Raw genomic sequence first — 25160 nt, forward strand, 5'->3', positions numbered from 1 at the left:
CCAAACCCCGCCATCTTGCCGCATCGTCCGGCCCTTTGTCGTGCGCATATTTATTGTCACCCGGGCAACAAGACCGATCGCGGAATGTGCGCGGGGTTTCGCAAGAATCGAACCTGCATCTCCCGTAATTTGCTAGGTCCCTGCTGACGGCGAGGGGACCAGGCATGCGCGAGATGCTGATCGCTCAGGTGGCCCGGTGGGCCCGCGAGATCCCGCAGGCGCCCGCGTACACGTTCATCGACCACCTGGGACAGGAGGGCCGGCGCGAGACGCTCGGCTGGGGTCGGGTGGACCTGCGGGCGCGGGCGCTGGCGGTGCGGCTGCGTGAGCTGGCCGGGCCGGGCGACCGGGCGGCCGTGCTCGCGCCGCAGGGGCTGGACTACGTGGTCGCGATGCTGGGCACGATGTACGCCAGGCTCGTCGCGGTGCCGCTGTTCGCCCCCGGACTGCCGGGGCACGCAGAACGGCTGGCCGGGGCGTACGCGGACGCCGATCCCGCCGTCGTGCTGACCACCACGGCCGCGCTGCCGGCCGTCACCGGCTTCCTGGCCACCGCGCAGACGCCCAAGCACGTGCTCGCCGTGGACACCGTCTCCGACCTGCTGGCCGACGAGTGGGACCAGGAGCCGCCCGGCCCCGACGACCTCGCCTACCTGCAGTACACCTCGGGCTCCACCCGCGCGCCGGCCGGCGTCGAGATCACCCACGCCAACCTCACCGCCAACGCCGCCCAGCTCTGGGAGGTCTTCCGCGCCGAGCCCAGGACCTCGGTGGCGGCGCTGTGGCTGCCGCTCTTCCACGACATGGGGCTGGTCGCCACGGTCGCGATGCCGATGGTCGGGGGCAACCAATCGGTGTTCATGGACCCGGTGGCGTTCGTCATGCGACCGGTGCGCTGGCTGCGGCTGCTGTCGGAGTTCGGCGACGTGTTCACCGGCGGGCCCAACTTCGCCTACGAGTACACCGCAGCCCGCGTCACCGCCAGGGAGAAGGAGGGTCTGGACCTGTCCGGGGTGCGGGTCATGCTGAACGGGGCCGAGCCGGTGCGGCCCGGCGCGATCGAGGCGTTCGACGCCGCGTTCGGCGGCTGTGGGCTGCGGCCGGAGGCGCACACGCCCGCGTACGGGCTGGCTGAGGCGACCGTGTTCGTCACCGCGACCGGGCGGGACGAGCGGCCGGTCGTCACCGCCTTCGACCGCGACGCCCTGCGGCACGGACAGGCGAAACCCCAGGCCGAGCGGCGTGCCGGCAGCCCGCTCGTCTCCTGTGGAAGGCCGCACGGCCAGCAGGTGCGCGTGGTCGGCCCCGACCGGCGGGAACGGCCCGCCGGGGAGGTGGGCGAGGTCTGGGTGCAGGGCCCGAACGTGGCCCGCGCCTACTGGCGCGACCCCGGCCGCAGCGCGGAGGTGTTCGGCGCGGTGCTGGAGGGCGCGGACGGCACCTGGCTGCGCACCGGCGACCTCGGCGTGCTGCACGAGGGCCGCCTCTACCTCACCGGCCGGGTCAAGGACCTGATCATCGTGGACGGGCGCAACCACTACCCCCAGGACATCGAGGCGACCACGCAGGAGGCGCACCCGGCGGTGCGCCGCGACCGGGTGGCCGCCTTCGCCCTGCCCGCCGAGGACCTGGGGGAGAGCGCCGAGCGGCTCGTGGTGGTGGCCGAGCGGTCGCGGCACGCGCAGGCCGCCGACCCCGAGGAGGTGGCGCGGGCCGTACGCGCCGCCGTCCAGGAGCAGCACGGGCTGGCCGTGCACGACTTCGTGCTGACCGAGCCCGGCGGAGTGCCGCGGACGTCCAGCGGGAAGATCGCCCGCCGGTCGTGCCTGCGGGCCTACCTGGAGGGCGCGCTTGTTTGAGTCGGCGGGCCACTTCGTCTACCGGGGCCGCTGGACGCTGCTCGCGCTCACCCTGGCGCTGACGGTGCTCGTCGTGCCGCTGGGGCTGGAGCTGTTCGGGCGGATGGCGGACGGCGGGTTCGAGGACCCGCGCGCCGACTCCACCACCTCCGCCCGCTGGAACGACGCCTGGTACGGCGGCCACGCCCCCGACGTGGTGGTCCTCTACCGGCACCCCACCGTCAAGGTGCGCGACCCCCGGTACAAGCGGGCGGTGCACGATTCCCTGCGAGCGCTGCCGGGCCGACACGTGCGCGCGATGGTCACGTACTGGACGAGCCGGTCGAAGAAGATGGTCTCCGAGGACGGGCACGCCACGTACGCGGTGATCACCCTCAAGGGCGACGAGCAGCGCGCCTACGCCGCCGTCGCCGCCCGGCTCAGGGACGTCGACAACCTGCGCGTCTCCGTCGGCGGCGCGGTGCCGCTGCTGAAGGAGCTCAACGACCAGACCGCCGCCGACCTCGCCCGCGCCGAGGCCATCTCCATGCCGGTGCTGCTGGTGCTGCTCGTGGTCGTGTTCGGCAGCCTGGTGGCGGCCGGGCTGCCGCTGGTCGTGGGGCTGCTCGCGGTGCTCGGCGCCCTGGTGCTGCTCCGGCTGCTCACCGAGGTCACCGAGGTCTCCGTCTTCTCGCTGAACGTCGTCACCATGCTCGGGCTCGGCCTGGCCATCGACTACTCGCTGTTCGTGCTCAAGGCGTTCAGGGAGGCCGTCGCGGACGGCGCGAGCACCGAGCAGGCCGTCGTGCGCACGATGGCCACGGCCGGGCGCACCGTCGCGTTCTCCGGGCTGACGGTGGCCACGGCACTGCTCGGGCTGCTGGTGTTCCCGCAGATGTTCCTGCGCTCGATCGGGCTCGGGGCGGCGGCCGTGGTGCTGGTCGCGATGGCGGCGGCGCTGGTCGTGCTGCCGGCCCTGCTGGGCGTGCTCGGGCCACGGGTGAACGCGCTGCGCCTGACCCCCGACCTCGGGCGGCGCGAGGGCGGGCCGTGGCACGCCGTGGCGTCGAGCGTGATGCGGCGGCCGGTGGCCTACCTGGTGGCGGTGAGCGTCGTACTGGTCGCGCTGGCGCTGCCGTTCCTGCACGTCAGGTTCGGGAACGTGGACCATCGCGTGCTGCCCGCGGGCTCCGAGGGACGCCGGGTCGCCGAGACCCTCGACCGGGACTTCGCCAGGAACGCGATGGCGCCGATCGACGTGCACGTCCTGGTCGAACGCTCCTTCACCGGCGAGTCCGCCCTGCCGGGGCCGCTCGGGCAGGGGCACACGCCGATCAGCGCCGTCACCCCGGTCGGCCCCGTGGACGCGCGGCCCTTCGCCGCCCGGCTGAAGCGGCTGCCGCACGTCACGGCGGTCGAGGTGGCCGGGATGTCGCAGGCCAACGGCGCGGTGCGGCTGGCCGTACGGCACGACCTGGATCCCATGTCGGAGGAGGCCAGGGCCCTCGTCCGGACGATCAGGGCCATGTCGCCCGAGCCGAACACGCGGCGGGTGGTGGTCGGCGGTGCCACGGCTGCGCAACTCGACCTCCAGGACAGCCTGGTGGCCCGGCTGCCGTGGATGGCGCTGGTGGTCGGGTCGGTCACGATGGTGCTGCTGTTCGCCGCGTTCGGGTCGCTGGTGCTGCCGGTCAAGGCGCTGCTGATGAACGTGCTGTCCATCGGGGCCTCGTTCGGGGTGATCGTGTGGGCCTTCCAGGACGGGAACCTGGCTTCGGCGCTCGGGTTCACCGCCACCGGGTCCATCGAGGCGACCGTGACCGTGCTCATCCTGGCCGTGGTGTTCGGGCTGTCGATGGACTACGAGCTGTTCCTGCTGTCCCGGGTGCGGGCCGAGTGGCTGCGTACCGGGGACAACACGGCGGCCGTGGCGGCCGGGCTGCAGCAGACCGGCGGCGTCATCACCAGCGCGGCGCTGCTGCTGCTCGTCGTGATCGGGGCCTTCTCCACCGCCGGGATCACGATCGTGAAGCTGCTCGGGGTGGGCATGTTCGTGGCCATCGTGGTGGACGCCACCCTGGTCAGGGGGCTGCTCGTGCCCGCGTCGATGCGGCTGCTGGGCGGGGCGAACTGGTGGTTGCCGCGCTCATGGCGCGGCTTCCACCGGCGGGTCGAGCTCCGCGAGCCCGCACCCCCGCCCGCATCCCCGAGACCCGCACCCCCGCCCGCGCTTCCGAGTGCACGTCCGACGTCTGCGCTTCCGAGTGCACGTCCGACGTCTGCGCTGCCCGCGCGGGTGACGGTGAACGGGCGGCCGGCCGTGTTCGGGGCGGACACCGATCCCGTGCCGCTGCCCGCCGGGCCCGACCGTCCCGGATGGGTGCGGATCAGGGCGAGCCCGGCACGCGTGGTGAGGGCCGATCCGCACGGCGGATGGACGTGGGCGGAGGTCGACGAGTGAGCCTGACCGCCACCCTGGCCCGGCGGCCCGCCTGGCCGCTGTTCCTCGTCACCGGCCTGGCCGGGTTCATGACCACGCTGGACAACACGGTCGTCACCGTCGCCCTCCCCAGCATCCAGCGCGACCTCGGCGCCCGCCTGAGCGCCCTGGAATGGGTCGCCACCGGCTACATCCTCACCTTCGCCGGCCTCATGCTCGCCGGCGGCCGGCTGGCCGACGTGCACGGGCACCGGCGGGTGCTGCTGGCGGGGCTGGGCGTCTTCACGGGCGCCTCGCTCGGGGCCGGGCTGGCCGGATCCGTGCCCGTCCTGGTCGCCGCCCGCCTGGTCCAGGGGGTGGGGGCCGCGCTGATCCTGCCCGCGACGCTGGCCGTACTGGCCGGGCGGGAGGAGCGGGAGCGGTCGACGGGGGTGGCCGTCTGGATGGCCTCGGGAGCGGCGGCGCTGGCGCTCGGGCCGGTCGCGGGCGGCTACCTCAGCCAGCACGCGCACTGGAGCTGGGTGTTCCTGGTCAACGTGCCGATGGGCGTCGTGGTCATGGGGCTGACCGTGATCGCCCTTCCCGCCGGTGGTCCCGCCGCTGCTGGGAGTCGTGCGGGCGGGCGGGATCTTGATCTGCCGGGGGTGGCGGCGTCGGTGGCGTTCCTGGCGGCGGGGACGTTCGCGCTGACCCATGGCGGCGAGTACGGATGGTCGTCGCCGGTCGTGGCGGCGGCGCTGGTCGTGTGCGTGATCGGTGGGTTCGCGTTCGTGCTCGCCGAGCGGCGGGCCCGCGCGCCGATGGTGGATCAGGGCCTGTTCAAGGTGCGCGGTTTCGCGGGCGGGGTGGTCGCGCAGGTGCTCTGGGGGCTCGGCGTGAACGGCGTCTTCTTCTACACGGCGATCTTCCTGCAAGGGGTGCTCGGGTTCACGCCGACGGCGTCGGGGCTGGCGTTCGTGCCGCTGGCGCTGCTGGTGGTGCTGGTCACGCCGCTGGCGCCGGCGGTGGAGCGGAGGCTGGGCGCCGGGCGGACGGTGGCCGCCGGGCTGGTGCTGGTGGCCGGGGGGATGGCGCTGGCGGCCATGCGGGGGGCGGGGGACGGGTGGGGGCGGCTGCTGCCCGCCGTGTGCGCGATCGGGGTGGGGTCGGCGCTGACCATGCCGCTGGGGTCGGCGGTGCTGGGGGCCGTGCCGGAGTCGAGGGCGGGCGTGGCCGGCGGCATCTTCTCGGTGAGTCGTGAAATTTCCGGGCTTTTCGGGATCGCGGTGGTCGGCGTCGTCGTGCACGCCGCCGGAGACTTCGCCCTCGGCTACGCGACCGGCCTCCTGGTCGCCGCCGTCCTCGTCCTGACCGGCGCCCTGGTCAGCCTGGCGACCCTCCCGTGAGGAGGTGGGCCGGGCGTGGCGGGGGACAGGTGGCGGTGCTCGGGATCGGGTCGAGAGGGGACGTGCAGCCTTGTGCGGCGCTGGCCGAGGGGCTGGCCGGGCGTGGGTACGGGGTCACGCTGGTCGCGGCCCGCCGGTACGCGGCGCTGGCCGGGCCGGGGGTGACGTTCGCGCCCCTGAGCGTGGACCCCCTCGCCGTGGCAGGGAGCGAGGAGGGGCAGCGCTGGCTGGCGAGCGGCCCGCTGGGGTTCGTCCGCGGGTTCAGGACCGTGGTGGAGCCGCTGGCCGCCACGTTGATCGGTGAGGTGGACGCCGCCTGCGCCGGCGCGGACCTGGTGCTCGCCCCCGCCCTGGGCGCGCTCGGCCGGCACCTGCACGACCGCTACGGCACCCCGTACCGGCTGCTGCACTTCCAGCCGAGCGAGCCGACCCGCGCCTTCCCCAACCCGCTGATCCCCGTGACGACCCTAGGCCCACCGGGGAACCGGGCCAGCTATGCCCTGGTCGAGCGGCTCGGCTGGCTGGTGCTGGCGCGCATGGCGAACCGGCTGCGGTCGCGCGTGCTGGGGCTGGGACCGCTGCGCGGGAGCCCGTTCGCGGCCGATCGGCGGGCTCGGGTGCCGGTGTTGTGCGGGTTCAGCCCGCTGGTGGTGCCCAGGCCCGCTGACTGGCCGGCGCACGTGCACGTGACCGGCTACTGGCGCCTCCCCTCCGGCCGGCGCGCCGCCCGTCCGGAAAGCCGCGAAGCCTCGGAGGACCGAGCGGACGGCGAAGACCTCGGCGGGCTCAGGGACTTCCTGACGGCGGGGCCGCGGCCCGTGTTCGTCGGGTTCGGCAGCATGGTGCCGTCCGAGCCCGAACGGGTGGCCGCCGAGGTGGTCGCCGCCCTGCGCCGGGCACGGGTGCGCGGCGTCGTGCAGGGGCTGCCCGTGACGCCGGACGACGACGTACGGGTGGTGGGCGAGGTGGCGCACGATCTGTTGTTCGCCGAAATGGCGGCAGTTGTTCATCATGGCGGCGCGGGAACCACGGGAACGGCGCTGACGGCGGGCATTGCGAATGTCGTGTGTTCCTATTTCTCCGACCAGCCGTTCTGGGGCCGCCGGGTGGCGGCGCTGGGCGCGGGGCCGCCACCGTTGCCGATCAGGGCGCTGAGCAGCGACGCTCTCGCCGCGCGGCTGCGCTCCGTACTGAAATATCAAGAAAAAGCCGCGCAACTGGGGCGGCTACTCCGCGTCGAGGACGGCGTGAAGAATGCGGTGGATCTCATTGAACGTTGTTGATCGTGCGGATAGTGTGCATATGCCCACGATCACCCCCTGGAAGTAAGGTGCCATGAGACGGCGGCTACGGCAGGTCTTCATCATCGGACTCACCCTCTCGCTCCTCGGCATCGGCGTTCCCGCGTGGTCGGAGGACGACGACAGGAGCTGCAACGACCTCATGGCGGCCGACACCCCGGCCTACGTCGTCTGCACCTGGATGGCCACTCCTGAAGAGGCCCTGGAGATCGCCCACTTCTGGCTCGACAACGACGGTGAGAACCTGAAGGGCGCCGGCCCGCAGGACCCGATCACGATCGACTGCAGCGCTCCGGGCAACGAGTGCCCGACCGAGGGCATGGAGGGCGACGGCGAGGCCCACGAGGTCGGCGACCCCGACGTGCCCGGCGCCGAGGACGGCGGCACGCCCGAGTGCCAGAACGGCGAGCAGTGCTTCGTCGATCCCAACGGCATCAGCGCCTCCGAGAGGGAGTCGGCCCTGGAGACGCCGGCCGGCAAGGCCGCGAAGGCCGCGAAGACGGTCGCGCCGGCGGGCATGCGGATCTGGATCGAGACCGAGCTCGCCGACGACTACAAGGCCGGCAAGCTCGACGAGGCCGCCAGGAAGGTCGCCGCGCTGGCCGTCGCGCAGCCCGGCGTCGTGGGGGTCAGGTTCACCTCCCAGCTCGGCTACAACCAGACGTTCGCCACCGCCGACGAGGTGGACGCGTTCGTCGCCGAGGCCACGACCGCGCTGCGCACGCTGTTGCCGGGCAAGAAGCTGAGCGCGCACACGGTGGTGCCGGTGCTCGGCTGCGGCTCGAACGACGCCTGCAAGGCCGAGCTGACCAAGAAGTACCCGCTGCTCGACCCCGAGCGCATCGGCGCCTGGCTGAGCAAGGGCTCCATCGACCAGCTCGCCCTGGACAACGGCCACCTGGCCACCGAGTACGCCACCTGGAAGATCGACGCCGCCGAGGCGCAGCGCAACCAGTGGATCCAGGTCCGGGCCCGCGCCTGGGACGCCTACGCCCAGATCGCCGCCGAGGACGCCGCCTTCACCGCCGGGCAGCTCACCGAGGAGCAGGCGACCAAGACCATCACCGAGCGCATCGCCGCCCCGCTGCAGGACGACGCGGCCGAGACGGTCACCCTGTGGAGCCGCTGGCAGAACGACCAGGGGCAGGTCAACCGGGTGTACGGCGAGAAGTGGGCCGCCACCCCCACCTGGGACCAGCTCAAGAAGCTCGGCTCGATCCGCGCCCGCCTGGCCACCGTCTACGACCCGGCCAACCCCGAGGTGGACCTGGCCACCGACCTGAAGAACCTCTCGGAGGTCTTCGGCCAGGTGTACCTGCACGCCGCCTGATCCGACCTACGGCAAGGGGCCGGGAACCGCTCGGAGAGCGGCGCCCGGCCCCTTGCGCATGTGACGAAGGTCAGCCGAACAGGCCGTTGACGGTTTCGTTGGCCTGGTCGAGAGCGTTGACGTCGCTCTTGAAGGAGAAGATCGCCTCCATGGTCTCGGTCATGGTGGCCGTGATGTCGGCCCAGTGCTCGGCGATCGGCGCCAGGTGGGTGGTTCCCTCGTCCACGTGCACGGTGAACGCCTTGACGTCGATGCCGGCGTCGGCGAAGGCCTGCTCCGCCTTGGCGGTCGCGGTCTTGATGGCCGGGAACACGGTGGCCTGCTTGGCCACGATCTCCTCCTGGCAGGCGGGCGAGCCGAGGAACTTCACCCACGCCCAGGCCGCCTCCGGGTTGTCGGTGCCCGCCGTGATGTTGTCGGCCAGGCCGTTGAACAGGCTGGCCCGCTTACCCGTCGGCCCGATCGGCGTGGGCGCGATGCCCGACTTGACGTCCTTGAGGGAGAAGAAGGTCTTGGTGTTCCAGCTGCCCTCGGTGACCATGGCGTACTTGCCGGCCCCGTACGAGTCGATCATCCCGACGCCCGAGTTCACGATGTCCAGGCTCGGCATGTAGCCCTTCTCGATGAGCCCGGTGAACCACTTGATGGTCTCCTTGAACTTCGGGTCGGAGTAGTTGAACTTGGTCGGCCACGGGTTCTGGTCCCCGTACTGCCAGCCGTTGCTCATCGTGTACATGCTCCACTCGGTCTGCCCGAAGCCGCCGCCGCTGCCGTTCGAGCCGATGCCGTACGTGGCGACCTTCGTCTTGTCGAAGCCGGGCTCGTCGCCGCGCTTGCCGTTCTTGTCCACGGTGAGGCGGGCGATGACCTTCTCGTACGTGCCGCCGTCCTGCGGGTTCCAGGAGAGCTTGGCCATCTCCTCCGGCTTGATGCCGGCGTCCTTGAGCATTTTCGTGTTGTAGATGACGGCCACGGTGTCGAAGTCCTTCGGCAGCCCGTAGCGCTTGCCATCCTTGGTGACCCACAGGTCGGCCAGGCCGTCCTGGTAGATCGACAGGTCCACCTTGTCCTTGGCGACGAAGTCGTCGATGGGCATGAGCTGGCCCTGGGCGGCGAACTCGGGGTAGCGCGAAAGGTGGCTGGTGAAGACGTCGGGGGCGGTGCCGGAGACGAACGCGGTGGTCAGCGTGCTCCAGTAGTCGTCCCAGCCGTACTGGGTGATCTTGACGTTGTACTGCGGGTTGGCCTTGTGGAAGGCGTCGGCGCAGGCCTGGTACTGGGGCTGCTGGGCGGCGTCCCAGAGCCAGTAGTCGATCGTGGCGGAACCGCCGCCGCCGGCGGCCTGCGGCTCCGGTGAGCCCGAGGTGCCGCAGCCGGCCAGCAGCAGCACCGCCGCTCCGGCGACGACGAGAGAACGCTTCATCACAACAACAACCTTCCGTGGAGTGGGGGGACGGCGCTCACTTGACGCCGGTGTAGCCGATGGAGTCGATGACCCGGCGGCCGAGCAGGGCGAACAGCACCATGATCGGCAGCGCGGCGAAGAGGGTGGCGGCCATGAGCCCGGCCCAGTCGGGGCTGCCCTGCGGCGTCTGGGAGCGGAAGATGCCCAGCGCGACGGTGAGCACCCGGACGTTGTCCGCCTTGCCCACCAGCAGCGGCCAGAAGTAGTCGTTCCAGCTGGTGATGTAGGTGAGGATGGCCAGCGTGGCGATGGGCCCCTTGCTCATGGGCAGCACGATGCGGAAGAACGTGCGCACGTGCCCGGCCCCGTCGATGCGCGCGGCCTCCTCGACGCTGGCGTTGATGCCGAGGAAGAACTGGCGCAGGAAGAACACCGCGAACGGCGTCATGAGCAGGTGCGGCAGGACGATGCCGAGGTAGGTGTTGAGCAGCCCCAGTTCTTTGATCAGGATGAAGTTGGGCAGCGTGGTGAAGATCGGCGGCACCATGAGCGCGGTGACGAAGACGGAGAACAAGGCGTTCCTGCCGGGCCAGCGCAGCCGGGAGAAGGCGTAGGCGGCCATCGAGCTGAAGAAGACCTGGCCGAACGTGGTCAGGGTGGAGACGACGATCGAGTTGCGCAGGTAGAGCCAGAAGTTGACGGTGCCGCCCGACCCGCCCTCGGCGATCGCCTCGGCCGTGCTCGACAGGCCCAGCACCCGGCGGTAGGCGCCGAGCGTGAAGTCCACGGGCAGCAGGTCGGAGGCGCCGCCGGCCAGCGCGCGGGTGTTGGAGAAGGACGTACGCAACATCCAGTAGAACGGGAAGAGCGTCACCAGCATGACCACGACGAGCACCGCCCACCCGGCCACCCGCCCCCAGCGGATCGAGCCCATCACGACCCCTTCAGATCCGACTCGCCCGCCCGCGACAGACGCATCTGGAGATAGGCGATCCCGGCGAGCAGCACGAACAGCACGGACGACAGAGCGGCGGCGTAACCGAAGTTGAACCGGGTGAACGCCATGTCGTAGATGTAGAAGTAGATGACGCGGGTGGCGTTGATCGGCCCGCCCGCCGTGGTGACGGCGATGGTGTCGAAGACCTGGAACGAGCCGATGACGCTGAGCACCATGACCAGCGCCATGACCGGGCGCAGCAGCGGCAGCGTGACCCGCCAGAACGTCTTCCACTCCGAGGCCCCGTCGATGGCGGCGGCCTCGTACACGCTGGGCGGGATCGTCTGCAGGCCGGCGAAGATGAGCAGCGCCGTGTAGCCGGTGTGCCGCCAGGTGTTGATCCCGGCGATGGTCGGGATCGCCCAGTCGGAGCCGAAGAACGCCACCCGGTCGAGCCCGAACCACTCGATCACGTTGTTGACCACGCCGATCTGGAAGTCGAGCATCCAGTACCAGACGAGGGCGACGACCACGTTGGCGACCAGGTACGGCAGCAGCACGACGCCACGGACGATCATCGACTTCGTCAGCCGGTACATCAGCACCGCCAGCACCATCGCGGCCACGGTCTGACTGGCGATGTTGAGCACCACGTACTCGGCGGTGACCTTCAGCGCGTTCCAGAACAGGCGGTCGCCGAAGAGCCGCTCGTAGTTCTCCAGCCCGATGAAGGTCGGCGGGGTGAGGACGTTGAACTTGGTCAGGCTCAGGTACGCGCCGCGGAGCGCGGGCCAGAGGTAGAAGAGGGCGAAACCGATGGTCGCGGGCAGGACGAACATGAGCGCGACGGGCAGATCGCCCAGGCGTTGTCGGAATGAGGAAGGCGGAGGGTGGAGCACTGTCCCGGGCGTGGTGCGGGGGGCGGCGCGGACGGTATCACTGGTCATCAGACCTCCAGGTGCCCGCCGGCGGTAGATCAGCGGTGCAGCAGCAGATGCTGGAGAGCGGTGACTGCCGCTCCCCTGGCCCATTCGTTGAAGGCGAAGGGCTTGACGGCCACCCGTACGGGGGTGGCCGTCCAATGGGTGTGCTGGGCCAGCGCGGAGTGGAACGCGCCGGCGCAGATGTCGTACATGTGGACGGATTCGCCGGACAGGACGACCAGTTCTGGGCCCGTGAGGTTGGCGACGGTGGCGACGACCTGGCCCAGGGCGGCCCCGGCCTCGTCGAGCACGCGGCGTGCGACGGGGTGGCCGTCGGCGGCCAGGCTCAGGCAGTCGTCGAAGGTGAGCTCGGGCCGGTCGAGGGTGGTGGCGATCGAGCGGCGGATGGAGGGGGAGGTGGCGTACGCGCGGGCGCAGCCGCGGTGGCCGCGCTCGCACATGGGCCCGCGGTCGTCGATCTGGAGGTGACCGACCAGCCCGGTGGCGCCGGACTGCCCGGTGACCAGCCGGTCGCCGACGACGAGCCCGCAGCCGATCCCGGCGCCGACCGTGACCAGCGCGAACGACGAGTGGCCCACGCCCTCGCCGAACCACTGCTGCACGGCCGTCAGCGCCCTGACATCGTTGTCGAGCACCGTGGGCACGGACACGGCCTCCTCCACCAGCGTGGCCAGCGGTAGCTTGCTCCAGCCGAGGAAGGGGGAGGTGTGCACGACGGGGTCGCTGGGTGTGGCGATGCCGGCCAGGCTTATTCCGACGGCCGACAGGGGCCGGCCGGGCTCGGCCAGCTCCTCGACCACCTCGACGATCTGGCCGAGCACGTGGTCGCTCTCGTGGTCCGCGAGCGGCTTCGACGTCTCCGCCTGGACGGTGGCGGCCAGGTCGGTGCGTACGGCGAACAACTCGTCGGAGGTCAGCTTGATGCCGACGAACGACATGCGCGAGGCGTCCACCTGCAGCGGCTGGGAGGGCCGCCCGACGGTCGCCGGACCCTCGCCGGTCGCCTCCAGCAGGTAGCCCGCCTCGAGTAACGGCTTGGTCAGCTTGGTGAGCGCGGACGGCGACAGGGCGAGCCGCCGTGCCGCCTCCGCCCTCGACAGGGGGCCGTGCACGAGCAGCTCGACGAACACCGATCGCATGGCGTCGGTGAGCCGCACAGACTCGGTCTCGGTGTGTGAGAACACGGGCCCCATGGTTGGGCTTATATGTTCATGCTGTCAAGTAAATGAGTGGCACAGATCACGAAGAGGAGGTATGGGCTTGCAGCTCCTCCAGCCTTTCATTGACCTCGTGCACTAATGCGGGTTAGTCTCCAGCGGCCTGATCGATCCAGCAGTCCCGGGGGACGCCGATGCCCGTAATCCCGCTCGACGACCAGCACTGGGCGCTCACCACGCCCGGCTCCACGTACGTCATAGGCGTGGTGATCGACCCGCAAACCGGTGAGGCCGCGCCGCGGCAGACCTATTGGGGACCGCGGCTCGGACCGGAGGCCGCCCGCCAGGTGACCGACCTGCCGCGGCGGCACGTCTCCAGCTTCTCCACGCCGTCGGAGGTCGAGGAACTGCTGCCGGTCGACGGTGGCAAGCGCTGGGGAGCGCCGTCCCTCCAGGTCGCCTTCGGCCACGTGCGATCGGTGGAGCTGCGTTTCGTCAGGTCCGAGGTGCGCGACGAGGGCGACGGGGCCGAGCGGCTGGACCTGGTGCTGGCCGACGCCCACCACCCGTTCGAGGTCGTGCTGTCCGTACGGGTGCGCGCCGGCACCGACGTCATCGAACGCTGGACCACCGTCCGGACCGGCACCGACGCCGCCGTCACCCGGCTCGACTCGGGCAACTGGTTCATCCCGGACGCCGACACCTACCGCTACAGCGGCGTCTTCGGCGCGTGGGCCGAGGAGTCGCAGCTCCAGCGCGGCCCGCTGCCGGTCGGCGAGCTGGTCTTCACCAGCCGCCAGGGCATCACCAGCCACACCGCGAACCCGTGGATCATGATCGACGCGGGGGAGACCACCGAGGAGCACGGCGAGGTCTGGGGCCTGGCCCTGGCCTGGAGCGGAAGCTGGCGGCTGACCACCACGCACCGCCCCGAGGGCGGGGTGAGCGTCACGGGCGGCTTCGGCCACGACGGCGTGCGCTGGACGCTCGCGCCGGGCGAGGAGCTGGTCACGCCGCCCGTCCTGGGCCTCTACACCGACGGCGGATTCGGCGCCGCCAGCAGGGCCTGGCACGAGTACGCCCGCCGGCACGTGCTGCCCACCCCCGCCGAGGAACGGCCGGTGCTCTACAACTCGTGGGAGGCGACCACGTTCGCCGTCACCGAGGCGCACCAGCTCGCCCTGGCTAAGACGGCCGCCTCGATCGGCGTCGAGCTGTTCGTGATGGACGACGGCTGGTTCGGCCGGCGCGACGACGACACCACCTCGCTGGGCGACTGGTTCCCGCACCGCGAGCGCTTCCCCGAGGGGCTGCGCTCCATGTTCGACGGCATCCGCGACCTCGGCATGAGCGCCGGGCTGTGGGTCGAGCCCGAGGGGCTCAGCAAGGAGAGCGAGCTCTACCGCGCCCACCCCGACTGGGCCCTGCACCTGGAGCACCGCCGCAGGGACGAGAAGCGCCAGCAGCTCGTGCTCAACTTCGCCCGCGAGGACGTCCGCGAGTGGGCGGTCGGCTGGCTTGACGGGCTCGTCACCGAACTCGATCTCGACTACCTCAAGTGGGACATGAACCGCCCGTTCACCCAGGCGGGCTGGCCGGAGAAGGAGCAGTCGCAGGACCGGATCTGGATCGAGCACACGCGCGGCGTCTACGAGGTCATGGCCCGGCTGCGCGAACGCCACCCGGGCCTGCGGATCGAGTCCTGCTCGGGCGGCGGCGGCCGGGTCGACTTCGGGATCCTGCGCTACACCGACGAGGTGTGGCCGTCCGACAACACCGACGCCCGCGACCGGCAGAACATCCAGCACGGCTTTTCCCAGCTCTACCCGGCCAGCGCCATGTCCGCCTGGGTCACCGACACGCCCAACCCGACCACCCGGCGCTCGATGCCGCTGCGCTACCGCTTCCACGTGGCCATGGCGGGCGTGCTCGGCATCGGCGGCAACCTGGACGAGTGGACCTCCGGTGAGCTGGAGGCGGCCGCCGAGCTGATCGCCCAGTACAAGCACGTGCGCGCGACCGTGCAGCACGGCCGGCAGTACCGCCTGGCCGGCACGCCGGGAGCGGAGCGCTCGGCCGTCCAGTACGTGCACGACGACCAGGTGGCGGTGCTCGTTTACAACCCGCTCGGCAACGCCAAGCGCGGCCCGCGCCGGCTTCGGCTGACCGGGCTCGACCCGGACGCCCGGTACGAGCTGGAGCGGGACGGCTCCCGCTGGTACGGCTCCACCCTCATGGCCTCCGGCATCAGGCCCGCCGCGTGGGAGCCGATCGGACCTGACTATCGCAGCGAACTGGTGGTGTTCAGGAGGGTGTAACCCACCCTGACCTGGCCTTACGGTCAGGGTCCCGTAACCGTCCGGAGTGGTCGTTGCCCGCCCCCACGGTGCGTGAGAGTTTCGAACCCGCGAGGCCACGGACGGGAGCGGGGAGCTGCCGGCCGTGACCTTCGGGGGTACATGTCCATCTCACGAAGGGGGATCCACCATGACCGAGAGCTTCATCGACAACCCGCAGGCGGCGTCCGTGCGGCTCGTCGACTTCGAGGAGGCGAGGGTCGTGCCGGGCATCGTGCCCAGGACGTTCATCCTGATCGTCAGCGGCACCAAGCCCTACCTCAACATGAAGGTCTCGCTCTCTCCGCTGATCTACATCAAGCAGCCGGAGTACTGGGGGATCGAGGTCGTCGGCTCGCTGTCGGGCATCGGCCTGCCCGCCACGGCTCCCTACACGGTGTCGCTGCCGCTCGACGGCATCCTCGGCACCAAGGGGATCGAGGTCATCGGGGCGAACAACCGCAAGACGTTCGACGTCCCGTAGAGACGTCCTTCTTGCGGGACGTTCTTCGCGGAACGTGCTTCGCGGAACGGATTGACGCGGGCCGGGGTCGCCGTGCGGCGCCGGCCCGTCCGCTCGTCTCATGCGCCGAGCGCCGCGCGGATCATCGGGTACGAGGTCTTGAACTCCCTGATCCAGTACGGCCAGGTGTGCGTGCCGTTGCCGTACAGGTGCAGGGTGTGCGGGATGCCGAGCCGCTTGAGCCGCTCGCTCAGAGCCTTGCCCGTGTACGCCGACACCGGCTCGCCCAGGTGCGCCGGATGCCAGGGTGAGCCCGGTTTGTCCAGCGGGCCGTTGAAGCTGTTGGTGCCGCTGGACAGGTAGAGGCGCACGCCTCTCAGGTTGCCGGCCAGGGCCATGGGGTCGTTCGCGGCCCAGACCCGCTTGTCCCGCCTCGGGTCGCCCCACAGCGCCGTCGGGTCCTGCTTCTCGCTGGCCTGGGCGTTCATGATGAGTGCGGGGATGCCGGGCAGCCGGGTGGCCAAGATGCCGCTGTAGGCGCCGGCGAAGCGGAACATGCCTGGGTGGCGGGCGGCGTACTTGACGGCTCCGTACGCGCCCATCGACAGGCCCGCGACGGCGCGACGGGTCCCGGCCCGGTAGCCGAGCTCCAGCAGCCGGCGCACCTCGTCGGTGTGAAACGTCTCCCACGCGGGCGCGCCGCCTCTGCCGCCGTTGTGCCAGTCGCTGTAGTTGCCGGCCCGGCCCGCCTCCGGCATGACGACGATGGCGTCCAGGGCGGCTGTGAGCTTGGTGACGTCGGTCATTCGCGTCCACGAGGTGTAGTCGTCGGCTCCGCCGTGCAGCAGGTAGAGGACGGGCCACGTCCGTTTCGCGCTCCTCGACCAGCCTCGGGGGAGGAGGAGGCGGACGGGGAGCATGCGGCCGACCGCACGGGAGGAGATGAGGACGTCGAGGGTGCGGGGGTCGAGACGGCGCTCGCGGACGACGCGGGCGGGGCCAGGGAGTGCCGGCTGCCAGGGGAGGGGGCCTGCGGCTTTGGTCGGTTTCGCGGTGGGCCGCGGGTCTGTGGGGTGGTCGGGGACGAGCGACCAGTCGGGGTCGGCGTGTGCGGGTCCGGCGTGGGCCGGGGTGAGGGCGGGTGCGGCGTGCGCCGAGGCGGTTCCGGATACGAGGAGGAGCAGCGTCGTCGTCGCCAGAGCCAGCATGCCGCGCATGGTCGGAGCCCCTTCACCGGTGGGTGCAGGCGAGGCTAGGCGGTGGGCGGCGAGCGTTCTATGACCCTGGTAACGAAATTTCGGCCCTCGTTACGCCGTACCGGATAAATCATCACTCGCGTGATAAATAACGACCGAGGATTGTTCCGCACGGACCTGACCCTCACCCCGGACAGGTGGGTATCTTGGCCGATCCCCCTGAGGCATGGGAGTGGTCCATGGACGTACCCGGCGAGGGCGAGCTCCGACGCTTCCTCGTGTCGCGGCTCGGCGAGCACGTGGATCCCGATCGGCCGCTGGGCGAGTACGGGCTGTCGTCGCGCGAGGCGGTGGCGGTGGCGGGGGAGCTGGGCGAGCTGGTGGGTCGGGACCTGAGCCCGACCCTCCTGTGGGACCACCCGACGATCAACCGCCTGATCCCCGCCCTCACCGCCATCGACCCTCCCACCCCCACCGCGCCCACCCCCGCCACCCCCACCCCCGCCGCGCCCCCTGCCGTGCCCGCCGTGCCCGCGCCCGCCCCCAGCGCCGCCGCACGGGCCTCCACCACTCCCGCCGAGCCCATATCCGCGGCCACGCCCGCTCCGGCTTCCGGTGCTCCCTCTGCCGTTATCGCCACCAGCACCTCTACCGAGCCGGTTGCCGTGATTGGGGTCGGCTGCCGGTTTCCCGGCGCGCACGGGCCCGCCGCGTACTGGGAACTGCTGATCGGCGGGCGGGACGCGGTCGGCGAGGTGCCGGAGGGGCGGTGGGAGGCGTTCGACGACGGAACGGCGCGTACCGAGGCGGTCCTGGGGGGCGTCACCAGGCACGGCGGGTTTCTCGACGACGTGGCCGGGTTCGACGCCGAGTTCTTCGGCATCGCGCCGGGCGAGGCGGCGGCCATGGACCCGCAGCAGCGGCTGCTCCTGGAGACCGCCTGGGAGGCCCTCCAACACGCGGGCATCGCCCCCGGCTCGCTGGCCGGCACGCGCACCGGGGTGTTCACCGGGATCTCCGGCAACGAGTACGCACACCTGACCGCCTCCGACCTGGCCTCCGTCGACGCCTGGACAGCCACGGGAGCCTCGCCCGGCATCGCCCCCAACCGCCTGTCCTACCTCCTCGACCTGCGCGGACCCTCCCTGGCCGTGGACACCGCCTGCTCCTCCTCCCTCGTCGCGACCCACCTGGCCGTGTCCGGACTGCGCTCGGGCGAATGCGACCTGGCGCTCGCCTCCGGCGTGAACCTGCTGCTGTCCCCCGTGATCACCGTCGCCTTCGACCGAGGCGGCGGCACCGCTCCCGACGGTAGGTGCAAGGCGTTCGACGCCTCGGCGGACGGGATGGTCAGGGCCGAGGGGTGCGGGGTGGTGGTGCTCAAACGGCTGGCGGACGCCGTACGGGACGGAGACCGGGTGCTGGCCCTCGTCGGGGCCACCGCCGTCAACCAGGACGGCCGCTCCAACGGCCTGGTCGCCCCCAACCCCGAGGCGCAGGAGACGCTGTTACGGCAGGTGTACGCGGACCGCGGCCCCGACTACATCGAGGCCCACGGCACCGGCACGTACCTCGGGGACCCGATCGAGGCGCGCGCCATCGCCGCCGCCGTCCGCACGCCGGTGCTGCTCGGCTCGGCGAAGACGAACCTCGGCCACCTGGAGGCCGCCGCCGGGATCGCCGGCCTCATCAAGACCGTCCTCGCCCTGCACCACGGCATGATCCCGCCCAGCCTGCACTTCCACCGCCCCAACCCGCACATCCCCTGGGACACGCTCCGGGTGGTCACCGAGCCCACCCCCTGGCCCAGACGGGACGCCCGGACGGGGGTGTCGGCGTTCGGCTTCGGCGGCACGAACGCCCACGTGGTCGTACACGCGTACGTCGAAAGGAAGCCGGAAACCGAGACTCCGGACACCGGGACGGCCGCCACCGAGACGGCCGCCGCCTCGCATGTCTTCCTGCTCACCGGCCCCACCGAGGACAGGGTCCGTGAGCACGCCCGCACCCTCGCCGCCTGGCGTCCCTCAGCCCACCTCAGGGATGTCGCTCACACCCTGGCCAGGCGAGCGGACCCCGGCCGGTTCCGCGCGGCCGTGGTGGCCGCGAACGCCGAGGAACTGGCCGAACGGCTGCGCGACGTGCACCCCGTCCCGACGGCGAAGGCCAAGGGGCCGGTGTGGGTCTTCGGCGGCTACCACCCCCGCCCTCCCGCCCTCGACCTGTACGACACCGAGCCCGCCTACCGCCACACGATCGACACCCTCGCCCCGCTCCTCGCCGACGCCGGGGTGGACGTATACGACCAAAACCCCCAAGGCGTCGCCGCGATCCAGCCGATCACCTTCGCCGCCCAGCTCGCCCTCGCGCGGCTGTGGCGCGCCTACGGGTTCGAGCCCGCCGCCGTGATCGGTCACTCCATGGGCGAGGTGGCGGCGGCCGTGGTGGCGGGCGGGCTTCCGGTGCGGGACGCGGTCAAGGTCATCTGTACGCGGGCCCGCCTCCTCGGCGGCCTGGTCGGCGGCGGGGCCATGGCCGTCGTGGGCGTGAGCGCGACGGAGGTGCCGGACGGCCTGCACGTCGCCGTGTACTCCGCGCCCGGCCAGAGCGTGGTGACGGGGGAACGGGAGCGGGTGGCGGAGTTCGCGGCCGAGGTGGCGGCGCGGGGCGGGTTCGCCAGGACGCTCACGGCCGAGGGCGCCGGGCACTCGCCGCAGGTCAAGCCGCTGCTTCCGGTGCTCAGGGAGGAGCTGGCGGGCATCGCCGGGGGCAAGCCGGTGCTTCCGTACTATTCGGTGGTCTTCGCCGATCCTCGGGAGACGCCCACGTTCGAGGCCGCGTACTGGGCCGCCGGCGTGCGCCGCCCCGTCCGCCTCATGCAGGCCGTACGTGCTGCGGCCGAGGACGGCAACACCCTCTTCACCGAGCTCAGCCCCCGCCCCCTGCTGACCGACGCGCTCCGCGACACCCTCCCGGCGGACGCGCTGATCACCACGGGCGACTTCCGGACCCAGGTGGCCCATGCCGCCGCCGCCATCACCCCACGCATCCGTGGCCGCGTAGTGGACGTACCGCCCCCACCCTGGCACCACACCCGCCACTGGACCGCCGCCCGCCGCCAGCACCTCGAAACCCCCGACGGCCACGTGTGGACCCTCCACGCAGACGGCACCGGCGTACTCCGCATCGAGGCCATGGCGGCCCTGCTCCACACCGCCGCCCTGGAGGCGTACGGGGAGACGGAACTGCACGACGTCGTCCTGCACGCCCTGCTGCCCCTGCCCGCCCGGGCCATGATCATGCTGACGGGCGACGTGATCAAACTCTCCACCAAGAACGCCGCCGGCTCCTGGCATCTCCACGCCACCGCCCACCTCACCCCCGGCACGACGGAGGGCACCCTTGGTACGGCGGAGCGGACGCCTGGCCCCGGCACGGCGGAGCGGGCGCCCGGGTTGGCGAGGATCGCGCACGTGGCGGCAAACGGCGCTTTGTCGGGCATCGAGACCACAACTCCATCCCCAGCGCCCACCAAACTCGCCACCAAGCTGACCGCACGCACCTGGATCCCCGCACCTCTGAACCCGCTCGATCGGGTCGGTTCGGTTGGTCTGCCTGGGGTCGGCTCGGTCGGTGGGTGGATCGTCGCGGCCGATGAGGGGGACGCACGGGCGGAGCGGCTCCGCTCACTGCTCGGCGGTGAGCCCGGAGATCTCGGCGAACTCGGGGATCTCGGCTGGCCCGGGGAGCTCGGCCGATCCGCTGTCCCCCTCCAGGCGTTCGGCGGGGCTGAGGGGATGCGTGGTCGGGCGGTGGTCGTGTTGCCGTCGCGCGAACTGGACCCGGCCGGGGTGCGGCGAGTCATGCTCCGGGTCGCCGCCCTGGTCGCCGAGGGGGCCCGGGTGGTGATCGCGACCGAACGGGCGCAGGCGGTGCGGGAGGGCGAGCACCCCGACCCGGGACCGGCGGCGCTGCGCGGCCTGATCAGAGTGCTCGCCCTGGAACGCCCTGAAGCCCGCGCCCGACTCGTGGACTTCGACGACCTCACCGACCTCGCCGCCGACCTGTCCGCCGAGCCGATCGCAAATCCGGTTGCCGATTCGGCCGTCGAGCCGGTCCTGCGCGGGCCGGCACTCCGGGCGGATGACGAAGTGGCATGGCGTGGTGGGGTTCGCCATGTGGCTCGGTTGTGCCGTGTCCCGTTACCGGCCGGCCGGGTGACGCGCGTCGTCGGGCCGGGTGCGTACATCATCACCGGCGGGACCGGCCGGCTCGGTCGGCTCGTCGCTCGGTGGCTGGCCGGGCGCGGTGCCACTCGGATCGTGTTGAACGGCCGCTCCGAGGCGTCCTGCGAGCACCTTGTGGTGACGGGTGACCTGGCCGCTCCGGGGACGGCGGAGCGGCTGGTGGCGACGGCGACGGCCGGAGGGGTACGACTGCGCGGGATGATCCACGCGGCCGGGGTCCTGGACGACCGCCTGGTGTCCGACCTCGACCCGGAGAGCCTGGAACGGGTGTGGGCCGCCAAGGTCGACGGCGCTCTGCGGCTGCACGAGGCGACGGCGGCGCTGGACCTGGACTGGTGGGTGACGTTCTCGTCGGCGGCCGGGCTGCTCGGGTCTCCTGGGCAGGCGGCGTACGCGACGGCGAACGCCTGGCTGGACGGGCTTTGCGAGCTGCGCAGGGCGCAGGGGTTGCCGGGGATCAGCATCGCCTGGGGGCCGTGGGCGGGTACGGCTGCCGGTGCGCTGCCCGCTGTGGACCCGCTGACGGCGGAGGAGGGCATCGAGGCGCTGGAGGCGTTGATCCAGCGGGGGTTGTCAGCAGGCGTGGTCAAGATCGATGTTGACCGGGCAACCGAGTTGTTCCCCGCCATAACCCACATGCCGTATTTCTCGCACTTCGCCCAGTTCCCGCACTTCTCGCACTCTTCGGCATCACGCGGGTCGGCCCTCGTCATCCGAGACCCAGCGCGCGATCCCGCCCATCACTCTGCTCGGCACCTCGCCCATGACTCTGCTCGGCACCTGGCCCAGCACCCCGCTCGGCACCTTGCCCAGCGCCCTGCTCTGGACCCCGCCGGGCTCACACCGGCCGAGGTTCTGGACGCTCTCGGGAATCGGGTGGCGACGGTGCTGGGCGTGGAGGCGGGGCGGCTGGGCGCGGACGTGGTGCTGACAGACCTGGGCCTGGACTCGCTGTCGGCCACCCGGCTTCGCGGCATCATCGAGCACGACTTCGGCGTCACGATCGCCACCGCCCCGCTGCTCACGGGCGCCACCCTGGGAACGCTGGCCCGCATGCTCACCACCGACCAGGAACCGACACCAAGGGCTGCCGGTCGCTTAGCGTCGGCTGGGGCCAAGGACGGGGTTCATGGCAAGGACGGCGCTGGAGCCGAGGCACAGAGCGGGAGAGGCATTGGAGGCGAGGGCGGGACAGGGGTCGAGGGCGGCGCTGGGGTCGGGGCGCGGGATGCGGCGGAGCGGCAGGTGGTGCGGGCGGTGGGCAACCTGCTCGGGCGAGAGCCGGGCTTATCTGAGATCGTCACGTCCGATGTCCTGCCCCAGGTGCTCGACGCTCTCGGTCGGGAGCTCGGCAGGCCGCTCCCTCTGCCGGCCGAGCGGCCCGCCACCGCGCCCACGCTGAGTGTGGAGGCGCTGGCCGACGTCGTACGGGAGATGGACGAGGCCGTGGCGGGCCGCGAGCCGATCCGCCCACTGAACGGCCCCGCCCGCACGGGACACCCGCTCTTCCTGGCCCACCCCGCCGGAGGCACCACCGGCGTGTACGCGTTGCTGGCCGACCGTCTCCCCGCCCCGGTCCTGGGTCTGGAACGTCTGGAGGGTCCGGAAGGGCTGGAACGCCTGAACGGCGACGGCGTCATGGGCATCCCCGAGCGCGCCGCCCACTACGCCCAAGCGATCAAGGACACCTGCCAGGGCCCGTACCGGCTGGGTGGATGGTCGTTCGGCGGGATCCTGGCGTTCGAGATCGCGCACCGGCTCGGCGGTGAGGTGGAGCTGGTGGTCATGATCGACTCGGGGCTGCCCGAGCCGGTGCCCGAGGCGGTGCGGCGGGAGGCCGAGGCGCGGCGGTACGTGGACTTCGCGGCCTACCTGCGACGGACCTACGACGTGCGCGTCCGCCTCGAAGCGGCCGAGTTGCTGGGCCTGGCGACGGAGGAGGAGCGGATGGAGCTGGTCAGGACCAGGATGGCCGAGTCGGGGGCGCCGGCGGCGCTGCCTCCGTCGATCCTGCGTCACCAGCTCGCCTCCCACCAGGACACGAGGGCCATCGAGCGCTACCGCCCGGCCCCGTACCACGGCAGGGTCGTCCTCTACCGGTCCACGGAGCCCGCGCCCTGGGCGGTGCGTGACTTCCGGTACGCGCACGAGGCGGATCCGGCCAGAGGCTTCGGCCCGTACGCGACCGACCTGGAGATCGTCGAGGTCCCCGGGTCGCACCACCTCAACCTGCTCGACCCGCCGCACGTCGAGGTCGTCGCCGAGCATCTGGGAGGACTGCTGTGACACGAGCCCGAGTACCGGCCAAAGGGCACGAGCTGGCGCAGGCGGTGGTGGCCGGGGCGGAGGGCGCTGAGCTGGAGCGCCTGGAGGTGCCCACGGTCTACCGGGCCGCGCACCTGCGCAAGGACGACGTGGGCACGTTCGACCAGCACGACCAGGACAAGGACGTGCGCAGGACACTGCACGTCGGCGAGGTGCCCATGCCGGAGCTCGCCGAGGACGAGGTCCTGATCGCGGTGATGGCCGGCGCGATCAACTACAACACCGTGTGGTCGGCGACGTTCGAGCCGGTCCCGACGTTCGCGTTCCTGGAGCGCTTCGGGCGTACGGACCCGAGACACGACCTGCCGACCCACGTGCTCGGCTCGGACGCGGCGGGGGTGATCGTCAGGACCGGCCGGGCGGTGCGCCGCTGGCGGGCCGGCGACCGCGTGGTCACCAGCCCCGCGTACGTGGACGGCGAGGACCCGGCCGGCCAGCAGGACGGCATGCTGGCGGCCGACCTGCGGGCCTGGGGCTTCGAGACGAACTTCGGCGGCCTGGCCGACTTCGCCGTGGCCAAGGCGACCCAGCTGCTCCCGAAACCGCGCCACCTGACCTGGGAGGAGGCGGCCTGCAACATGTTGTGCGCCTCGACCGCGTACCGGATGCTGGTCGGCGAGCGCGGCGCGCGGATGAAGCAGGGGGACGTGGTGCTGCTGTGGGGCGCGACGGGCGGCCTCGGCGGGTACGGCGTGCAGCTCGTACGCAACGGCGGCGGCATCCCCGTCGGCGTCGTCAGCTCGCGGGAGAAGGCGGACCTGCTGCGCCGCATGGGCTGCCCGTACGTGATCGACCGCTCGCAGTTCGAGGACCTGTCGGACGAGAAGGGGTGGCGGCGGCTGGGCGCGGAGGTGCGGCGGCTGGTGGGGGAGGATCCGGCGATCGTGTTCGAGTACACAGGCAGGGAGACGTTCGGCGCCTCCGTGTACGTGGCCAGGCGCGGCGGCTCGGTGGTGACGTGCGGGTCGTCCAGCGGGTACGAGCACACATACGACAACCGGCACCTGTGGATGAAGCTCAAGCGGATCATCGGCTCCCACGGCGCGAACTACCAGGAATGCCACGAGGTCAACCGGCTGATCTCGCTCGGCCTGATCCATCCCACGCTCTCGGCCGTCTACCCGCTGGAGCGGACGGGCGAGGCGGCCCGCGCCGTGCAGTTCAACCGGCACGTGGGGAAGGTGGGCGTGCTCGCCCTGGCGCCCGGGGAGGGGCTCGGCGTGGAGGACCACGCACTGCGCGAGCGGATCGGCGAGGACCGCCTCCGCCTCTTCCGCACGGCGCCGTGAAGCGACTCGCACGTTCGCCGCTCTTCCGCACGTCGTGAAGCGGCTCGCACGGTCTGCCCCTCTTCCCTACGTCGTGATCCAGGAGAACGGCAGGTAGGGCGATATTTCGGTATCTTGCGTAACTCGACAAGACCGAAACCGCGACAGAAGGGAACGGCACGTGTCGGACGATGCCGGCCTTCAGGCCCTCCGCGAGGCGGCGCGCCTGTCTCCGGACAACTTCCCCCTGCGCCAGCACCTCGCCGGGCAGCTCCTGGCCAAGGGGTACCTCGCCGAGGCCGAGGCCGAATTCCGCGCCGCGCTCGTGCTCGCGCCCAAGAACCCCGACATCATCGCCGGCCTGGCCGAGGCGTTCGTCCGGCAGAGCGCGTACGGACCCGCGCTGGCCGCGCTCGAACCCCTGCTGGCCGAGCCCGGCTACCCGCCCAGGCTGGGCATCCTCGCGGCCAGGGCCCTCATGGGCGAGGGCGACATGGGCCGGGCCGCCTGCCGGTACTTCGAGGCGATCAACAGGGACGCCTCCCTGGCCGATCCCGACCTGGCCGGCCGCCTGACCCCGGGCGGCCC

14 protein-coding genes and 1 pseudogene are annotated in these 25160 nt (G+C 71.8%); 10 read left to right on the forward strand and 5 right to left on the reverse strand.

All coding sequences use genetic code 11. From position 1 onward, the window contains the following. Positions 1-164: 164 nt before the first annotated feature. From ABFX54_RS34130 to ABFX54_RS34150, 5 genes are read left to right on the forward strand one after another with little or no spacing between them, the layout of a single operon-like run. Positions 165-1859, forward strand: coding sequence for a fatty acyl-AMP ligase (locus ABFX54_RS34130; protein WP_346110727.1), 1695 nt, complete (start codon positions 165-167; stop codon positions 1857-1859). Next, a complete protein-coding gene (locus ABFX54_RS34135; RefSeq protein WP_346110728.1) occupies positions 1852-4299 on the forward strand; it encodes an MMPL family transporter in 2448 nt (815 codons plus the stop codon). The genes ABFX54_RS34130 and ABFX54_RS34135 overlap by 8 nt, the downstream gene beginning before the upstream one ends. Continuing rightward, entirely contained in the window at positions 4296-5663 is a 1368-nt protein-coding gene (locus ABFX54_RS34140; protein WP_346110729.1) for an MFS transporter, read from the forward strand. Before ABFX54_RS34135 ends, ABFX54_RS34140 begins: the two co-directional genes overlap by 4 nt. 29 nt (positions 5664-5692) lie before the next feature. After that, complete coding sequence (locus tag ABFX54_RS34145; protein WP_346110731.1) at positions 5693-6946, forward strand: glycosyltransferase; 1254 nt, start codon at positions 5693-5695, stop codon at positions 6944-6946. Positions 6947-6998: 52 nt separating this feature from the next. After that, complete coding sequence (locus ABFX54_RS34150) at positions 6999-8294, forward strand: hypothetical protein (protein WP_346110733.1); 1296 nt, start codon at positions 6999-7001, stop codon at positions 8292-8294. A 70-nt stretch (positions 8295-8364) separates the two neighbouring features. Here ABFX54_RS34150 and ABFX54_RS34155 read toward each other — a convergent pair whose 3' ends face one another. From ABFX54_RS34155 to ABFX54_RS34170, 4 genes are read right to left on the reverse strand one after another with little or no spacing between them, the layout of a single operon-like run. After that, positions 8365-9717 carry an ABC transporter substrate-binding protein gene (locus tag ABFX54_RS34155; RefSeq protein ID WP_346110734.1) on the reverse strand — a complete coding sequence of 451 codons (1353 nt, stop codon included), beginning with the start codon at positions 9715-9717 and terminating at the stop codon, positions 8365-8367. Positions 9718-9754: 37 nt separating this feature from the next. Further along, on the reverse strand, positions 9755-10633 hold the full coding sequence (locus tag ABFX54_RS34160) for a carbohydrate ABC transporter permease (protein ID WP_346110735.1): 879 nt from the start codon (positions 10631-10633) through the stop codon (positions 9755-9757). Then, a complete protein-coding gene (locus ABFX54_RS34165; RefSeq protein ID WP_346110737.1) occupies positions 10633-11583 on the reverse strand; it encodes a carbohydrate ABC transporter permease in 951 nt (316 codons plus the stop codon). The genes ABFX54_RS34160 and ABFX54_RS34165 overlap by 1 nt, the downstream gene beginning before the upstream one ends. Positions 11584-11612: 29 nt before the next feature. Further along, on the reverse strand, positions 11613-12764 hold the full coding sequence (locus ABFX54_RS34170; RefSeq protein ID WP_346110738.1) for an ROK family protein: 1152 nt from the start codon (positions 12762-12764) through the stop codon (positions 11613-11615). Positions 12765-12931: 167 nt separating this feature from the next. Here ABFX54_RS34170 and ABFX54_RS34175 point away from each other — a divergent pair, with 167 nt between their 5' ends. Both ABFX54_RS34175 and ABFX54_RS34180 read left to right on the forward strand, forming a co-directional pair. Then, positions 12932-15055 carry an alpha-galactosidase gene (locus tag ABFX54_RS34175; RefSeq protein WP_346110739.1) on the forward strand — a complete coding sequence of 708 codons (2124 nt, stop codon included), beginning with the start codon at positions 12932-12934 and terminating at the stop codon, positions 15053-15055. 169 nt (positions 15056-15224) lie between these two features. Then, a complete protein-coding gene (locus ABFX54_RS34180) occupies positions 15225-15557 on the forward strand; it encodes a hypothetical protein (RefSeq protein ID WP_346110740.1) in 333 nt (110 codons plus the stop codon). Positions 15558-15655: 98 nt separating this feature from the next. Here the strand turns inward: ABFX54_RS34180 and ABFX54_RS34185 are convergent, their stop codons facing one another. Next, positions 15656-16753, reverse strand: a complete 1098-nt coding sequence (locus ABFX54_RS34185) for an alpha/beta hydrolase (RefSeq protein WP_346110741.1) — start codon at positions 16751-16753, stop codon at positions 15656-15658. Between the two features lie 218 nt (positions 16754-16971). On the opposite strand from ABFX54_RS34185, the gene ABFX54_RS34190 reads away from it, so the two are divergent. From ABFX54_RS34190 to ABFX54_RS34200, 3 genes and pseudogenes are all read left to right on the forward strand, one after another. Beyond that, positions 16972-23265 (forward strand): SDR family NAD(P)-dependent oxidoreductase, encoded by a 6294-nt coding sequence (locus ABFX54_RS34190; RefSeq protein WP_428834603.1) that lies wholly within the window; start codon positions 16972-16974, stop codon positions 23263-23265. After that, positions 23262-24593 (forward strand): crotonyl-CoA carboxylase/reductase, encoded by a 1332-nt coding sequence (ccrA, locus tag ABFX54_RS34195; RefSeq protein ID WP_346110743.1) that lies wholly within the window; start codon positions 23262-23264, stop codon positions 24591-24593. Before ABFX54_RS34190 ends, ccrA begins: the two co-directional genes overlap by 4 nt. Positions 24594-24753: 160 nt before the next feature. Next, positions 24754-25160 (forward strand): annotated as a pseudogene (locus tag ABFX54_RS34200) (cell division protein); the annotation flags it as partial.

The organism is Nonomuraea maheshkhaliensis (assembly GCF_039529435.1).
In the GTDB taxonomy this organism is placed as follows: Bacteria; Actinomycetota; Actinomycetes; order Streptosporangiales; family Streptosporangiaceae; genus Nonomuraea; species Nonomuraea maheshkhaliensis.

Excerpts from the sequence above, each read along its gene's own strand:
- ABFX54_RS34130 (WP_346110727.1), top strand. The coding sequence starts at position 165 with ATGCGCGAGATGCTGATCGCTCAGGTGGCCCGGTGGGCCCGCGAGATC.
- ABFX54_RS34150 (WP_346110733.1), top strand. The coding sequence starts at position 6,999 with ATGAGACGGCGGCTACGGCAGGTCTTCATCATCGGACTCACCCTCTCG.
- ABFX54_RS34160 (WP_346110735.1), bottom strand. The coding sequence starts at position 10,633 with ATGGGCTCGATCCGCTGGGGGCGGGTGGCCGGGTGGGCGGTGCTCGTC.
- ABFX54_RS34175 (WP_346110739.1), top strand. The coding sequence starts at position 12,932 with ATGCCCGTAATCCCGCTCGACGACCAGCACTGGGCGCTCACCACGCCC.
- ABFX54_RS34180 (WP_346110740.1), top strand. The coding sequence starts at position 15,225 with ATGACCGAGAGCTTCATCGACAACCCGCAGGCGGCGTCCGTGCGGCTC.
- ABFX54_RS34185 (WP_346110741.1), bottom strand. The coding sequence starts at position 16,753 with ATGCGCGGCATGCTGGCTCTGGCGACGACGACGCTGCTCCTCCTCGTA.
- ABFX54_RS34165 (WP_346110737.1), bottom strand. The coding sequence starts at position 11,583 with ATGACCAGTGATACCGTCCGCGCCGCCCCCCGCACCACGCCCGGGACA.
- ABFX54_RS34190 (WP_428834603.1), top strand. The coding sequence starts at position 16,972 with ATGGACGTACCCGGCGAGGGCGAGCTCCGACGCTTCCTCGTGTCGCGG.
- ABFX54_RS34155 (WP_346110734.1), bottom strand. The coding sequence starts at position 9,717 with ATGAAGCGTTCTCTCGTCGTCGCCGGAGCGGCGGTGCTGCTGCTGGCC.